We start from the raw sequence: 14,799 nt of genomic DNA, 5'->3' as shown, positions 1-14,799 counted from the left end.
CGCTCACCCGGGCCCCATGCTTTGCGGTCGACCCGGGCGGCGCGTTGACGCCGGCCCGGGTTCCGCGCGGGGCAGGGCGGCTGACCCGCTCCGCGCGATTCAGGGAAATTAGTCGATCAGCTTGCTGTACGCGTCAGCGTCGATCAGCTTGTCGGTCGACGCGCCGGCCGCGAGCTTGATCTTGAACAGCCACACGCCGTACGCGTCGCTGTTCACTTCTTCCGGCGAATTGGCGGCATCTTCGTTGATCGCGACGACCTCGCCGGATACCGGCGAGTAGATGTCGGATGCGGCCTTCACCGATTCGACGACGCCGACGGCGTCGCCCGCCGTCACCGACTTGCCGACTTGCGGCAGTTCGAGGAAGACGATGTCGCCGAGCGTGCTCTGCGCGTGATCGGTGATGCCGACCGTCAGCGTGCCGTCCGCCTCGGTGCGGATCCATTCGTGTTCGTCGGTGTATTTCAGATCGGCCGGGACGTTGCTCATCGGATGCTCCTGGTAAAAGGGTGTGTTCGTTTTGCTGGCGCGCCGCCGGGGCGCGCCGGGTGTGGTGTTGCGCCGGGCGCCATCTCCCGGCTTCCCGGGAGGCGGGCCTCCCGGCCGTTACGCAGCGAGGACCTTGCCGTTGCGCACGAACGGCAGTTTTACCACGCGCGCGGGAAGATTCTTGTCTCGAATTTGCACCTGGACCAGGTCGCCGATCTGGACGGCTGCCGGCACGCGCGCGAACGCGATCGATTCCTGCATCGACGGCGAGAACGTGCCGCTCGTGATCTCGCCTTCGCCGTGCGGCGTGACGACTTTCTGGTGCGCGCGCAGCACGCCGCCTGCCTTGCCGTTTTCCTTCTGCAGGATCAGGCCGACGAATGCGGCGCGGGTGCCGTTGGCTTCCAGTGCGGCGCGGCCGACGAAGTCGCGCGGCGCGGAGAGATCGACCGTCCACGCGAGGCCCGCGTCGAGCGGCGACACGGTGTCGTCCATGTCCTGGCCGTACAGGTTCATGCCGGCCTCGAGGCGCAGCGTGTCGCGCGCGCCGAGCCCGCACGGGCGCACGCCGTTTTGCTGCAGCGCGTTCCACAGCGCTTCGACGTGCACGGCCGGGACGATCACTTCGAAACCGTCTTCACCGGTGTAGCCGGTGCGCGCGACGGTGAGATCGCCGAACGGCGTGCCGGCGACCTGCGCGGCGTTGAACGGCTTCAGTTCGCTGGTGGCGGCACGCGCGGCGGGCACGGTCGCCCAGGCCTTTTCGCGGGCGTTCGGGCCCTGAACGGCGATGATCGCGAAATCGCGGCGCGGCGTGATCGTGACGCCGAAGCCGCCTTGCTCGTTCAGCTGGTTGAACCACGCGATGTCTTTCTCGGCCGTGCCGGCGTTGACGACGACGCGGAAGAATTCTTCGGTGAAGTAGTAGACGATCAGGTCGTCGATGACGCCGCCCTGCGGATTGAGCAGGCACGAGTAGAGGGCCTTGCCGGGCGTCTTGAGCTTGCCGACGTTGTTCGCGATCGCATGCTCGAAGAATGCGCGCACGCGGCTGCCGGTGAAATCGACGACGCACATGTGCGACACGTCGAACATGCCGGCGTCGGTGCGCACGGCTTCATGTTCTTCGATCTGCGAGCCGTAGTTGACGGGCATGTCCCAGCCGCCGAAATCGACCATGCGGGCATTGAGCGCGCGGTGCGCGGCGTTGAGCGGGGTGTGATTCAGTGCAGTCATCGAGGCCTCAGGCAAGGCGCTTGCGCGCGGATCAGAACGGCCATGTGCCGACCACCGCGGCCGATGGCCTGCGAGCGATCCGGTACATGCCCCTCTGTCCTCGATACCTGAGAGATTGCGCTGCCGGCCAGGCCTGGCGAACGCGCGCCCCTTCGGTGGGCAGCTTGCCCGCGCAGCGGATGCGCTGCGGGCTACTGCCGCTCTCCAGAGTGCGGGGAGAGTGTGGCCCGCGCAATGCGCGGACGGGATTCCCCGACGCGGTCGGTCCTTTTGCCTGAGAGTTTGCGGGTGTGCCCCTTCGGCGGCGCAACCGGCTGAAACAGCCCGGTTACACGCTCTCCCGACGCGTGCGGGCGACTGTACGCGAGCGGGTGGGCCTTGTCAATTTGAGCAAAAGAATGTCGCTTCGCGACAAGCGGCGGCAACCGGTGCCGCCGCTTTTTCCGCTCCGGCGGGCGCCGGTGCGTTACTCGCCGATCGCGCGTGCGGCCGTGTCGAGTTCCTGGTTCAGCACGCGCTGCTCGTCGCCGGACAGGCCGCCGCTGTGCTGCGCGGACATGTCGTTCGATTCCTGGCGGATCACGTCGAGGCGATGATGAAGCTGCGCGCCGTACGGCGGCGGGTAGTAACCGCCGTTCACGCGCGCATCGATGCGGCGGTGCAGGTTGTCGATCCGGCCCTGGATCTGCTGCATCCGCTCGTTCGCGACGACCTGCGGATTCGGCCGCGGCGGGGGCGCCGGGCGAACCGGCTGCTGCGGCTGCACGATACAGGCCGCAAGCGAGGAAACCAGGACGCAGCACGCAGCTGCGCGAATCAACCGTTGCATCAACATTCTCCTGACGGATTGGTGTCGGATCGACTTTTTTGAGAAACGCATCAGACTAGTCTGCCGCTGACTTTCGTTCCTCCGGCATTTGTAACCGAATGTTCCGGCTGATCCCGATGCACCGGCGCCGGCCGGCCGCCACCGGCCGGCGCGCGGTGTCAGATCGTGCGGCGCACGAACGGCACCCGGCGGCCGTCGTGCTCGCTCTGCGCGGCGAGCTCGATGATCGTCATCACGTCGACGGCGTCCTGCGCGGCGACGGGGAACGGCGCGCCGTCGCGGATCGATGCGGCGAGCGCGCGGTAGAACTCCGCGTACTGGCCATCGAGCGTCGGCACCGGGCGCTCGACCTCGACTTCGCCGTCGAGCACGCGCAGCAGGCCGGGCGGGTTGCCGCCGCCGAATTCGACGTCGTCGGCGGTGAGGCCGGCCTTGAGCTGGTCTTCCTGCGTGTCGAGCCCGAACTTCTGGTAGCTGCCGCGCGTGCCGTGCAGCGTGAAGCGCGCGGGTTCGATCGCCGACAGCGCGCTCGCATGCAGCGCGACGTCCTTGTCCGGATAGCCGAGCTGCAGGTGCACGAAATCGGGCGCCGTGCCGTTGTCGCGGCGCGTCTTGACGGTCGCGCTCACCGTTTCCGGCAGGCCGAACAGCGCGAGCGCCTGGTCGATCAGGTGCGGGCCGAGGTCGAGCAGCAGGCCGCCGCCGCGAGCCGGCTCCTCGCGCCAGCGCGTGCGTGGGGTCGGGCGGAAGCGGTCGAAGTGCGACTCGAAACAGGTGATGCGGCCGAGCTCGCCCGATTTGACGATGTCGCGCACGGTGAGGAAATCGCCGTCCCAGCGGCGGTTGTGGAACGGCGCGAACAGCCGGCTGCGCGCATTCGCGAGCCGCGCGAGCGCGAGCGCCTCGTCCGCGGTGAGCGTCACGGGTTTGTCGACGACCACGTGGCGGCCCGCTTCGAGCACCTGGCGCGCGAGCGCGAAGTGCGTGTCGTTCGGCGTGGCGATCACCACGCACTCGATGTCGTCGAGGCCGAGCAGCGTGTCGAGATCGGGGACGACGCGCGCGCCCGGATACGCCGCCTGCGCGCGATCGGGCTGACCCGTCGCGATCGCGGCGACTTCAGTGCGGCCGCTCGTGGCGATCACGGGCGCGTGGAACGTCGCGCCGGCGAAACCGAAACCCATCAAACCAATCCTGAGCAATGACGACATGGCAATTCCTGGCTGCGAAGGAAACTAAAGGATGGCGCGCCGGGACGGCGCGAAGACGACCGGCTATTTTGGCATGGCGCCGCCGCTTGCACCGGCGCGTTCGGGCGAAATGCGCGATGCGATGCGGCGCTTGCGCAAGGCAAGCCGGCATTTGCGCAGGCCGGGTGGCCGCGCGAGCGGGGTTTGCCCGCCTACGCCCGTGCAATGAACGGCTGCCGCGGGGGCGCCGCCCGGCGTCATACGGTCGCCCGCCGCAGCACGGCGGCGGCGACCTGCGCGGCCCACACCGCGCAGGCGGTTGCGCCGGGGTGGAAGCCGTCGGCGGCCATCAGGTGGCGCTCGAGCGGCAGCTCGACGCGCAGGAACGTGCAGTGCGGCTGCGTGGCGGCCCACCCGGCGAGCGCCGTGTTGAGCCGCTTCGCGCGCAGCCCGAGATACCACGCGAGCGGCTGCGGCAGCGCCGGAAAGCGCTCCATCGGCGGCACCGCCGACAGGATCGCGTGCCCGACCCGGAAGCGCGCGGCGAGCAACCGGACGAGCTCGGCCTGCTGCGCCTGCCAGCGGCCCGGCGGCACGCCGCCCGTCACGTCGTTGACGCCGAGCGACGTGACGGCCACGTCGAACGGCTCGGCCGGCTCGGCGGCGAGCCAGTCGACCAGCTCCCGCGTGGTCAGGCCGGTGCGCGCGAGCAGCTTCCAGCTCACGCGATGCGTGGCCGCGAGCGCGCTCGCCAGCTGCCCGGACAGCGCGTCGCGCTGCGTCGCGACGCCGACGCCCGCGGCGGCCGAATCGCCGACCACCAGCACGCGCAGCGGCGGGCCGTCGCCCGCCACGCCGTCGCGCGGGCCGGCGGCCTCGGGCAGCCGCGGCGTGACGCGGCGCACGTAGCGCCCCTGCGCGAACAGCAGCGGGCCGAGGGCGGCGGTGGCGAACGGGTATCCCATGATGTCGATCCGGTGGCGGTACAGGTGACGCAAACGGGCCGGCGCGGGGCGGCGCCGAAGTGGCCATATTGTGGCCGATCGGTGCGCGAACGGGGCCGGATTGGCCGAACGGACAGGGGGCGCCCGGCCGGTCGGCCCGCGCAGCCCCGCCCGGCGGCGCTCCCGAAAAGCACGCCGCCGACGTGTTAACATGCGCGTCCTGCCCGCGTGTCCGCCTGCTTCGCCAGCCCGCCGCGCACGGCATCCTCCCGGCGTTCCGCCGTCAACCGCAACACCATCCGCCATCATGTCCGCAGGCCTGAATCCCGCCCAGAACGAAGCGGTGCGCTACCTCGACGGTCCCTGTCTCGTGCTCGCCGGCGCGGGCAGCGGCAAGACCCGCGTGATCACGCAGAAGATCGCGCACCTGATCGAAGCGAAAGGCTTCGAGCCGCGTCACATCGCCGCCGTCACGTTCACGAACAAGGCGGCCGCCGAAATGCGCGAGCGCGTGTCGAAGCTGCTGGAGGGCAAGACGCTCACCACGCCCGGCAAGGAAGGCCGCAAGGTGCCCGTCAACCAGCTCACCGTCTGCACGTTCCACTCGCTGGGCGTGCAGATCCTGCGCCAGGAGGCCGAGCACGTCGGCCTGAAGCCGCAGTTCTCGATCATGGATTCGGACGACTGCTTCGGGATGATCCAGGAGCAGATCGGCACGACCGACAAGGGCCTGATCCGCAAGATCCAGAGCACCATCTCGCTGTGGAAGAACGGCCTGATCATGCCCGAGGAGGCGATGACGATCGCGGCCAACGAGGACGAGCACCAGGCCGCGCTGGTCTACCGCAACTACGTCGCGACGCTGCATGCGTACCAGGCGGTTGACTTCGATGACCTGATCCGCCTGCCCGCCGAACTGTTCGCGAAGAACGAACAGGTGCGCGACCGCTGGCAGAACAAGCTGCGCTACCTGCTGATCGACGAGTACCAGGACACCAACGCGTGCCAGTACGAGCTGCTGAAGCTGCTCGCCGGCCCGCGCGCGGCGTTCACGGCAGTGGGCGACGACGACCAGGCGATCTACGGCTGGCGCGGCGCGACGCTCGAGAACCTCGCGCAGCTCGGCAAGGATTTCCCGAAGCTGCACCTGGTCAAGCTCGAGCAGAACTACCGGTCGACGGTGCGCATCCTCACCGCCGCGAACAACGTGATCGCGAACAACCCGAAACTGTTCGAGAAGAAGCTGTGGTCCGAGCACGGGATGGGCGATTCGATCACCGTCACGCCGTGCAACGACGAGGAGCATGAAGCCGAATCGGTCGTGTTCCGGCTGTCCGCGCACAAGTTCGAGCGGCGCGCGCAGTTCCGCGACTACGCGATCCTGTATCGCGGCAACTTCCAGGCGCGGATCTTCGAGCAGGTGCTGCGCCGCGAGCGGATTCCGTACGTGCTGTCGGGCGGCCAGTCGTTCTTCGACAAGGCCGAGATCAAGGATCTGTGTGCGTACCTGCGGCTGATCGCGAACGCCGACGACGATCCCGCGTTCATCCGCGCGGTCACGACGCCGCGCCGCGGGATCGGCAACACGACGCTCGAAGCGCTCGGCTCGTTCGCGGGCCAGGCGAAGGTGTCGCTGTTCGAGGCCGTGTACATGGGCGGGATCGAGGCGCGGCTGTCCGCGCGCCAGGTCGAGCCGCTGCGGATGTTCTGCGACTTCATCCAGCGCCTGACCGAGCGTGCGGACAAGGATCCCGCCACCGCCGTGCTCGACGACATGATGGAGGCGATCCACTACGAGGCGTACCTGTACGACGCGTTCGACGAACGGCAGGCGCAGTCGAAGTGGCAGAACGTGCTCGAATTCCTCGAATGGCTGAAGCGCAAGGGCACCAAGCCCGAGACGGAAGCGGTCGATGGCGAGGCGGAGGGTTTCCACAACGCGGACGGGCTCGCCGATACCGGCAAGAACCTGCTCGGCCTGATCCAGACCGTCGCGCTGATGTCGATGCTCGAGGGCAAGGACGAGGATCCGGATGCGGTGCGGTTGTCGACGGTCCACGCGTCGAAGGGGCTCGAGTATCCGCACGTGTTCCTGGTCGGCGTCGAGGAAGGCATCATGCCGCACCGCGGCGGCTCCGAGGACGACGGCCCGATCGACAACGAGCGGATCGAGGAGGAGCGCCGGCTGATGTACGTCGCGATCACGCGCGCGCAGCGCAGCCTGCACCTGAACTGGTGCAAGAAGCGCAAGCGGGCGCGCGAGACGGTCGTGTGCGAACCGTCGCGCTTCATCCCGGAGATGGGGCTCGACGACGCGCCGCCGCCGACGCCGGAAGAGGCGCCGATGTCGCCGAAGGACCGGCTCGCGAGCCTGAAGGCGTTGCTGCAGAAGTGACGCGGCGGCGCCGCCGCCGGACGCACGGCGCTCCAGAGGTCCGCCCGCAAAACAAAACCCCCGCGACGCGTGTGCATCGCGGGGGTTTTTTACTGACGGCCGGGTGGGGTTACTTCGACGCGTTGACCATGTAGTCGACGGCGGCCTTCACGTCGGCGTCCGACGCGTTCGACCCGCCCTTCGGCGGCATCGCGCCCTTGCCGTGCAACGCGTAGTTGTAGACCGTATCCATCGAGTCCTTCAGGCGCGGCGCCCAGTCTTCCTTGCTGCCGAACTTCGGCGCGCCGAGTACGCCCGCCGCATGGCAGGCCTGGCAGGTCGACGTGTACAGCGCCTTGCCGGCGTCGGCGCCGGCCGGGGCGGCGGCCGCCGCAGGCGCTTCGCCGGCTTTCGGGATCGCGGCGATCGCAGCCTGGGCCGCGGCGATTTGCGCGCTGGCGGCGTCCGCCGTGCCCGATGCGGCTGCGGTGCCGCTGGCCGGTTGCGCCGCGTTGGCGGCCGGCGCGGCCGGTTCGGGGAAGTTCGCGCCGTCGTTGTTCGCCATGTAGACGATCGCACGGGCGATTTCATAGTCGCTGACGTCGTCGGGGCTCGTGCCGCCGCGCGGCGGCATCGCGCCCTTGCCGGCCAGCGCCGTCTTCAGCAGCGTGTCGAAGCCTTGCGAGATGCGCGGCGCCCAGTCGTCCTTGTTGCCGAACTTCGGCGCGCCGGCGGCGCCCGTGCCGTGACAGGTCACGCAGACGGCCTTGTAGACTGCCTCGCCGGTCTTGAACGTGCGGGGCGCGTTGGCGTCCTTCACGTCGACCTTCGCGAGCGGGGCGACACGTGCGGCGACCTGTTCGTCGGATAGCGCGTCCGTGCCGGCGCCGGCACGGAACGCATGGTTCGCATAGTTGGCGAACAGGACGATCAGGATGATCGGAATCGCGAACGACGCGATGATGACGGCAATCAGCTGCCCGGGGGTTTTGACGGGAGATTCGTGGGGTGCTTCGCTCATGCTTGCCTCGTCTCCGTGATTAGGAATTGTGAGCGCGGTGCAACGGCAAATGGCAGTCCAATGAAGCCCGGTCGATTATAGACGGAACGTTTACATCACGGCGAGCGGTGCGATGGCGCGTGTTTACCCGCACGCGGCGCGGCCCGGCGGGGATTCGTCGGGCAAGGTGGACGCGTCATGGGAAACCGGGTATCCTTGCCGTCTTGCCAATCGTGGGCGGCCTGTATATTGGGGTCGCTTCACTGTCACAGGCGCCCGTAGCTCAATGGATAGAGTACTGCCCTCCGAAGGCAGGGGTTGCTGGTTCGATCCCAGCCGGGCGCGCCAAGCCTATCAAGGCTCTCAGCGGTTTTCTCCGTTCGTCGCATTGTCTCGTTGCAGCTGAATTGCAGCCGGCACCGGCACGGGCTCGGCCGTCAGCGGCGTGACCCATTGCGCGAGGTGGTCGGCCGACAGGTGCGCGTACCGCTGCACCATTTCCATCGTCTCCCATCCGCCCAGCTCCTTGAGCACCTGCAGCGGCGTGCCGCGCTGCACGTGCCAGCTCGCCCACGTGTGACGCAGGTCGTGCCAGCGGAAATCGCTCAGGCCGGCACGCTGCAGCGCCTTGGCCCAGGCGGCCGTCGCCGTCTGGTAGACCGGCCGGCCGCGATAGGTGAACACGCTGTCCGCGCACTCCGGCGCCCGCGGGTTCGCATGCTGGCGGCGCAGTACGGCGATCGCGGTATCCGAAAGCGGCACCGTGATGGCCTTGCGCGCCTTCGCCTGGTCCGGGTGGATCCACGCGACGCGCCGCGCGAGGTCGACTTGCGACCACCGCAGCCCCGTCACGTTGGCGCGGCGCAGGCCGGTCTCCAGACTGAAGCGCGCCATGTCGGCGAGATGCGCGGGCAGTTCGGCGAGCAGCCGCTCCGCTTCGGCCGGGGTCAGCCAGCGGATGCGCTTCGAGACGATCTTCGCGCGTTTCGTGACCGGCGCGCGCTCCAGCCATTCCCATTCGACCGCCGCATTCAACACCGACTTCAGCACGCCGATCACGCGACGCACGGTGCCGTCGCTGACGGCCCGGTCGGTCTCGACGATGCCGTGCCGGGTGCGCACCGTGCGCGGCTCCTGGCGCTTCGCGAGCGCGATCGCGTCGACGCGGTTGCGGTCGATATCGGCGAGCGCGACGCCGGACAGGTGCCGGTCGAGCCAGCGCAGATGAATCTTCGACGTTTCCAGGCTGGCGAGCCCCGCGCGTTCGCCGACGTAGCGCACGACCGCGTCGTTCCACGAATGGCGCGGCTTCGTGCCGAGCCGCGCCTGATTCCACAGGTCGACCTTCAGCCGGTCGTGGAATTCCTGGGCCTGCGCTTTGTCGCGGGTGCCAGTGCTTCCCTGTATCGGCGTTCCGCCGCCAGGGGGGTACAGCTTGTATTGCCAGTTGGGGCTGGTCTTGCGCTTGTAGAGCGACATGGGCGGGTTTCCTCTTGCTGATCGTGATGGGCGACGGGCGGGAGCCATTCGCCGGCGAGGTAGCGCTGCAGGGCGGCGACGGAAAAGATCCAGCGCTTGCCGACCTTGCGGCCGGGCAGCGCGCCGGCCCGGGCCTTCAGGCGCACCGTTTCGGGGTGGGCGCCGAGCAGCGCCGCGGCGCCGGCCAGGTCGACGGTGGCCGGATGCGGGCTGTCGGCAGGCCGCGCGCCGGGCGGGCACGCAGCGCAACTCGTGGAGTGGTGGTTCGCGTGTGAAGGGTGCATAACACGTTGATGTTCAAGCGTTTTGTTGGCCATCGGTTGCCATCATTCAGGCGTGGCGAGCGCGTGGAACCCGTGGCGCGAACTCGCTGCCTCGGCGGCGACCGATGGCAATGCGGCGCCGACTCGTGGCGCGCGATGGCGGCTCGTCGCCGTGGTTTCCCGGTTCTCTTTCTTCTTTTTCTTCAATGAGTTGAAGAGAGAGAAAGAAGAAGGAACCGCCGCCGGCGCGCCAGCCGGACTCATGGCAAAAGCGGCATGACACGTGGTGAACCCGACGTGAGGCAGGGCGGCAGTTTCCTCAGGAATCAAGGACTTGCGAGCCGTCACCCGCGACAACCACGACTCGCGTGCGCTGCCTGCCCACTCCCGGCGGGTTCCGCCGTGCGGTGGTTGGCTGGACAGGGCGCGGCTCATGCGCGGCCTCCCTGCAGCGCGTCGGTCGCCAGATCCTCGCGCACCGACACGTGCAGGCCGAATGCGGCCAGGCGCTCGAGCGACACCGGCGTCAGGTACGGCACGCGGCGCATGTAGATGCGGCGCTCGACCTCCTTCTCGCCGACCACGACGCCGGCGTGCTTGAGCTGCGCCTTGAACACGCGGTCGGACTTCACCGGCAGGCCGTTCCACTTGTCGCGCAGCGCGCTCGTGTGCGCGAGGTGATCCATTACGTGCCCGGTGCGCAGCAGCAGGCAGAATTCGCCGTCGACGGTGTCGAACGTGTACGGATGCTTGTAGTTGCCGCCGTCGATTTCCGACAGCACCGTTTCCATGATCCAGACCCACGGCTCGCGGTCGGCGCTGGTTTCGGCGACGTGGCCGTTCATCTCGGCGATCAGATCGCGCGGGAACTCGCCTTCGCTCGGGTCCATGCCGGCGAAATCGCACAGGTAGCGCCACGCGAGCCCGATCGCCGCGTAGTTGCCGGCCATGCGCCGCGCGCCGTCGTCCTCGCCGCTCGCGCGGCAGCCGGCGAGCGCCTGGTCGCGCAGCGTCGCGTACTGGTCGAGCGCGGTGCGCCGGTCGAGGCCGGTCAGGAACTCGAGCCATTGGCGGACCGGGAAGCGCGGCAGGTCGTCGGGCAGCAGCGGCCCGCGCTTGCCGGTCAGCGTCGTGCGCACGAGCTTGCCGAGCAGGCTGCGCACCGGCACGTCTTCGCCGGCCAGCATCACGGGCGCGCACAACAGGTATTCGGTCATGTCGGTGCCGCGCCGCGTCACCGTGTACTGGTAGTTCTCCTGCAGCAGCCCGACCGCCTTGTCGATCACGTCCTGCCGCCGTGCCGACAGCTCTTCCCAGCCGACCGGGTGGCTCGTGTGACTGATGCTGGTCAGGAGGCGGAATTCGGTCTGCAGCGACTGCCCCGAGAACATCGTGAACGCGAGCGAGCGCTCGAGCCGCTTGATGAGCGTCGACTTGCCCGCGCCCTTGTTCGCCTGGACCGTCAGATGCGGCCAGAAGCCGAGCAGCGCCTTCAGGTGGCCGCCGAGCGCCCACACGAGCGGGATCGTCGCGGCGTTCTGCCGGAACGTCGTCTGATAGGCGGCGATCACGCGGCGCGCGTCGCTCACCGGGCCGCCCGGGAACGTGAGGTTGTGATACGGGCACTGCTTGTCCGCTTCGGTGAAGTAGCAGTCGGGGCCTTCGTTGACGATCAGCCGCCCGTCGCGCCACGCGAGCCCGACGAAGTTCGCGGCCCGGCGCGCGCCGAGGTCGGCGCCGCGCTCGAGGATGTTCACCATCCGCTTGAACGGCGCCGGCGCCCAGATCGGGCCGAACTTGCTCCACTGGTCGACGTTGTGCAGCTGGTCGTCGAGCATCACGCGGCGGATCAGCTGCGCACCGTGCCGCGGCGCCTGCACCGACACGGCGAAGTAGACGGTGGGCGCCTGGTCGGCGTCGCCCGTCATCGTCGACGTCGCGCTCGCGACGGCCACGCGGCTGATGCCGGCGATGCGAAAGCCGCACAGGTCGGTCATCACGGGCGTCTCGACGCCGGATTCCTCGTTGCGATCCATCTTGGTGATGTAGTTCGTGAAGTCGGGCCGCACGCGAAACCGCCAGTACTGCGCGAAATCGTGCGCCGGCAGGAAGATGCGCGGCCGGCCGCGGCGCGACGCGTCGCCGGGCAGGCCGGCGACGAGCCACGGCTCGAGCTGGTCGAGCGCGCGGGCGAGGTCGGCCGGGCCGCGCAGCTGCAGGTAGTCGTTCACGTCGTTGATCGGCGTGCGCTTGGCGTCGCCGTCCGCCAGATCCGCCAGCCAGTCCGACTGGTCGACCAGCACCGCGCTGATGTCGAGCGCGGTCAGCCGTTCATGGAGCGCCCACGCGGCCTCGGGGCCGGGGCGCTGCCCGGCGCGCGGGTGGCCTTCCGCGAACGGCTCGTCGTTGTCCAGGCAGATCGTGACCTGCTTGCCGCGCAGGAATGCGAAGTCGATGCGTTCGACGTTCGCGAGGCCGCGCAGCGCAAGCGCGGTCGTGCCGGGCAGCGCGCAGGTGTCGATCGACAGCGCGTTGATCGCGCTCTCGACGATGACCACGCGTTTCGCGCGCTCGAGCCGGCGCGCGTCGGCGGTCCAGCCGTAGCCGGCCTTGTCGCCCTGGGTCTGCGTCTTGACGCCGCCGTTGAGCGCGGGGTCGACGTAGCGCATGTCGACCGCGACGACGCGCGCATCGCCCGGCGCGCGCACCACGAACGCGGCGGCGGGGCCGCCGTGGCCGACGTCGCCGGCGGCGATCTTCGGGCTCGTCCACGTATTGAAGCCGAGCGTGCGTGCCGCGAACGCCGCGTCGAGCGCCGCGGCGGAGATGCCGCGGCCGCCGAGGTAGTCGCGCACGCGATCGCGTTCGGCCGTGCAGCGGTCGGCGATGTATTCGACGGTGGATTTCTCGCGGCGCTCGGCGGGGGCCGGGCGCTCGGACGGGAGGCCATACGCGTCGTGGAGATAGCGGACGGCGTCGGCCACCGTGCCGCCGCGCGCGTGGATCACGAGGTCGATGCACGAGCCGCCGGCGTCGGCGCTGTGATCGCGCCAGCCGGTGCCGTACTTCGGGTGATTCGCATAGATCGACAGCGACGGGCTCCGGTCAGCGTGCTGCGGCGAGTGATAGAGCGCGCGGTCGCCGCCGCGGCCGCGTTTCAGGCCGAGGCGGCCGGCGAGGTCATGCAGGTCGATGTGTCGTTTCAGTTCGTCGATCGAGGCCATATCTTCGTCATTGCTGCCGTTCGGGTTGCGGTGATGCGGGCGGCGCGGGATGGCCCGTCGTGGCCGGTGAATGGGCGAGCGCGCGCAGCGCGGCGGCGGATTGCGGGAAGCCGAGCGCGAGGCGATCGGCGAGCGCCGACACGAAGCGGCCGAGCGTGCGTTGCCGCTCGGGGCTGTCCGGCGGGGCGTCGAAGCCCAGCGTGTCGGCGGCCGCCGCGATGGCGGCGCGCAGCGCGGCGTCGTGCGGCGCGGGTTCGGTGGCGTAGCGGTTCATGGGCGCGCCTCCTGGTCATAGACCCGTACGCATCGCGCGGGGTGGCGGACCGCCGGGCGGGCGGGGCATCGGACGGCGCGGCCCGCTTGGATCGGGATCATGAGGTGTCCTTTTCAATGGCAAAGGCGATCCCTCGCGCCATTCAGGCACGATGCGAGGGAAACGCGGGAACGAAGGGGTTAGGGCGTCAGACCGGCAGCTCGAGTTGCGCGGCCAGGCGTTCGCGGACGTGCGGCGAAAGCGGCAGCTGCAACGCGAGGTTCGGGACGGCGGACGGCGACAGCGTGCGGGCGAATTCCATGTTGACGACGTACGTGTGGCCGCACTCCGGATTCGCGCACTGGAACGTGATTTCGCGGAACGTCAGCGACATTTCGCGGCTGCTGCGCGCGGTGGCGCGGGTGCGGCAGTGCGGGCAACGGTTCAGGATTCGCATGGGGGCGTGCTCCGGGCGAGAGTCTGCGCAGGGCCGGCCGGACGGTGGGCTTCGCGGGCGATCCGGCTGCATCGCTGGCCGATCGGCGGATGGGTGCGGGCGTGCGCGCGGTTCACAATCGACGTTGCGGGCACGGACGGTCGGGCGCGTTCGACGGTGCGGAACATGAGGGCGCCCGGTTCAACGGCCGGCGGTGCGCGAGCGCGGCGCCGCGATCGCGCGCAGGTGGCTCGTGCCGATGCGGATCAGTTCGCGCGCCATGCTGGAGATCGAGCGGTTGCGCTGCGCGGCGAGCTGCTCGAGCTCGCCGCGCTCGACCGGCGTCAGCCCGACGTAGACGGGTTTGTCCGACATCGTGCCGCGCGGCGAACGGCGCGGGCCTTGGGGAGTAGTCATGGTCGGTATACTTTGTCGAGATAGTCTTGCGTTACGGTAAGGCCAGTGTAATGAGCAAAAAACAGCGCGTCAATTGTTAATGGGTAATTTATGACACAAATCGGGAGTCGCTTGCGGGACGAGCGCTTGCGCATCGGGCTCAGCCAGGATGAGTTTGCGACCGTGGGCGGTGTCGCGAGGCGCTCGCAGTCGGCGTACGAGTCGGATGAGCGCTCTCCCGACGCGTCCTATCTGCTGGCCGTTCGCGAGATCGGTGTCGATATCGGCTACGTGCTGACCGGCGAACGGTCCGCCGCAGGCGAACCGGCGTCGGAGGCCGGCGGCCGCGACGCGGACGAAGCCGACGTGCTGGCGATGTACCGGCAGCTCAACGACGCCGGCAAGGCATCGCTGCACGCGTTTCTCGCCAGCTGCATCAGCACGGGCGCGATGGTGCAGGCGGCGCCGGCGCGGCGCGCGAAGCGCCTGCCGGAGAATCGCCGTGCGGCACTCGATCAGCGCACGGCGGAAAACGTCGAGCGGGCGATGGCCGAGGTCGAACGGCTGAAGTCCGAGCGCGCGGCGAAGCAACCGAAGAAATAAGCGGCCGCGCGGCCCGGCGCACGCGCTGCCGCGCATGCCGGCGGCGTGCTGCTCGCGGCCACACGCGGCCCGATCCGCGCCAC

16 protein-coding genes, 1 tRNA gene and 2 riboswitches are annotated in these 14,799 nt (G+C 69.3%); of the genes, 4 read left to right on the top strand and 13 right to left on the bottom strand.

What is annotated here, in order from left to right; all coding sequences use genetic code 11:
- Positions 1-108: 108 nt before the first annotated feature.
- The 5 genes from gcvH to LGM56_RS29985 all read right to left on the bottom strand — a co-directional run bounded on the left by gcvH (position 109) and on the right by LGM56_RS29985 (position 4,709).
- Positions 109-489, bottom strand: coding sequence for a glycine cleavage system protein GcvH (gene gcvH, locus LGM56_RS30005; protein ID WP_089430428.1), 381 nt, complete (start codon positions 487-489; stop codon positions 109-111).
- A 117-nt stretch (positions 490-606) separates the two neighbouring features.
- Positions 607-1,725, bottom strand: a complete 1,119-nt coding sequence (gcvT, locus tag LGM56_RS30000; RefSeq protein ID WP_226207570.1) for a glycine cleavage system aminomethyltransferase GcvT — start codon at positions 1,723-1,725, stop codon at positions 607-609.
- A gap of 84 nt (positions 1,726-1,809) precedes the next feature.
- A riboswitch (glycine riboswitch) is annotated at positions 1,810-1,943 on the bottom strand.
- 33 nt (positions 1,944-1,976) lie between these two features.
- A riboswitch (glycine riboswitch) is annotated at positions 1,977-2,078 on the bottom strand.
- A gap of 113 nt (positions 2,079-2,191) precedes the next feature.
- The gene (locus LGM56_RS29995) at positions 2,192-2,554 is read right to left on the bottom strand and encodes a hypothetical protein (RefSeq protein WP_011350564.1); all 363 of its coding nucleotides are present in this window, start codon (positions 2,552-2,554) and stop codon (positions 2,192-2,194) included.
- 158 nt (positions 2,555-2,712) lie between these two features.
- On the bottom strand, positions 2,713-3,765 hold the full coding sequence (locus tag LGM56_RS29990; protein WP_089493852.1) for an oxidoreductase: 1,053 nt from the start codon (positions 3,763-3,765) through the stop codon (positions 2,713-2,715).
- Positions 3,766-4,001: 236 nt separating this feature from the next.
- Positions 4,002-4,709 (bottom strand): SGNH/GDSL hydrolase family protein, encoded by a 708-nt coding sequence (locus tag LGM56_RS29985; RefSeq protein ID WP_226207569.1) that lies wholly within the window; start codon positions 4,707-4,709, stop codon positions 4,002-4,004.
- 286 nt (positions 4,710-4,995) lie between these two features.
- On the opposite strand from LGM56_RS29985, the gene LGM56_RS29980 reads away from it, so the two are divergent.
- Positions 4,996-7,083, top strand: coding sequence for a UvrD-helicase domain-containing protein (locus LGM56_RS29980; protein WP_046547468.1), 2,088 nt, complete (start codon positions 4,996-4,998; stop codon positions 7,081-7,083).
- Positions 7,084-7,192: 109 nt separating this feature from the next.
- Here LGM56_RS29980 and LGM56_RS29975 read toward each other — a convergent pair whose 3' ends face one another.
- Complete coding sequence (locus LGM56_RS29975) at positions 7,193-8,083, bottom strand: c-type cytochrome (protein ID WP_089493854.1); 891 nt, start codon at positions 8,081-8,083, stop codon at positions 7,193-7,195.
- Between the two features lie 251 nt (positions 8,084-8,334).
- Here LGM56_RS29975 and LGM56_RS29970 point away from each other — a divergent pair.
- A tRNA-Arg gene (locus LGM56_RS29970) sits at positions 8,335-8,410 on the top strand.
- Between the two features lie 15 nt (positions 8,411-8,425).
- Here LGM56_RS29970 and LGM56_RS29965 read toward each other — a convergent pair.
- Positions 8,426-9,496: a tyrosine-type recombinase/integrase gene (locus LGM56_RS29965; protein WP_264171029.1), complete on the bottom strand. Its 1,071-nt coding sequence runs from the start codon at positions 9,494-9,496 to the stop codon at positions 8,426-8,428.
- Positions 9,409-9,660, bottom strand: coding sequence for a DNA-binding protein (locus LGM56_RS29960; RefSeq protein WP_264171028.1), 252 nt, complete (start codon positions 9,658-9,660; stop codon positions 9,409-9,411). Before LGM56_RS29960 ends, LGM56_RS29965 begins: the two co-directional genes overlap by 88 nt.
- On the opposite strand from LGM56_RS29960, the gene LGM56_RS36860 reads away from it, so the two are divergent.
- A complete protein-coding gene (locus tag LGM56_RS36860) occupies positions 9,556-9,816 on the top strand; it encodes a hypothetical protein (RefSeq protein ID WP_218828063.1) in 261 nt (86 codons plus the stop codon). The genes LGM56_RS29960 and LGM56_RS36860 overlap by 105 nt on opposite strands.
- Before the next feature lie 51 nt (positions 9,817-9,867).
- Here the strand turns inward: LGM56_RS36860 and LGM56_RS29955 are convergent, their stop codons facing one another.
- The 5 genes from LGM56_RS29955 to LGM56_RS29935 all read right to left on the bottom strand — a co-directional run bounded on the left by LGM56_RS29955 (position 9,868) and on the right by LGM56_RS29935 (position 14,134).
- Positions 9,868-10,239 carry a hypothetical protein gene (locus LGM56_RS29955; protein ID WP_226207568.1) on the bottom strand — a complete coding sequence of 124 codons (372 nt, stop codon included), beginning with the start codon at positions 10,237-10,239 and terminating at the stop codon, positions 9,868-9,870.
- Positions 10,236-13,028 carry a toprim domain-containing protein gene (locus LGM56_RS29950; protein ID WP_226207567.1) on the bottom strand — a complete coding sequence of 931 codons (2,793 nt, stop codon included), beginning with the start codon at positions 13,026-13,028 and terminating at the stop codon, positions 10,236-10,238. Before LGM56_RS29950 ends, LGM56_RS29955 begins: the two co-directional genes overlap by 4 nt.
- Before the next feature lie 7 nt (positions 13,029-13,035).
- Complete coding sequence (locus LGM56_RS29945) at positions 13,036-13,302, bottom strand: hypothetical protein (protein ID WP_089493859.1); 267 nt, start codon at positions 13,300-13,302, stop codon at positions 13,036-13,038.
- A gap of 187 nt (positions 13,303-13,489) precedes the next feature.
- Entirely contained in the window at positions 13,490-13,738 is a 249-nt protein-coding gene (locus LGM56_RS29940) for an ogr/Delta-like zinc finger family protein (RefSeq protein ID WP_048251455.1), read from the bottom strand.
- 180 nt (positions 13,739-13,918) lie between these two features.
- Positions 13,919-14,134: a hypothetical protein gene (locus LGM56_RS29935; RefSeq protein ID WP_089460274.1), complete on the bottom strand. Its 216-nt coding sequence runs from the start codon at positions 14,132-14,134 to the stop codon at positions 13,919-13,921.
- Positions 14,135-14,296: 162 nt separating this feature from the next.
- Between LGM56_RS29935 and LGM56_RS29930 the strand changes: the two genes are divergently transcribed.
- Complete coding sequence (locus LGM56_RS29930; protein WP_069249199.1) at positions 14,297-14,716, top strand: XRE family transcriptional regulator; 420 nt, start codon at positions 14,297-14,299, stop codon at positions 14,714-14,716.
- Positions 14,717-14,799: the final 83 nt, after the last annotated feature.

It is taken from the genome of Burkholderia sp. AU38729 (genome assembly GCF_020419725.1).
In the GTDB taxonomy this organism is placed as follows: Bacteria; Pseudomonadota; Gammaproteobacteria; order Burkholderiales; family Burkholderiaceae; genus Burkholderia.
This window is presented reverse-complemented; position numbering and strand designations above follow the sequence as displayed.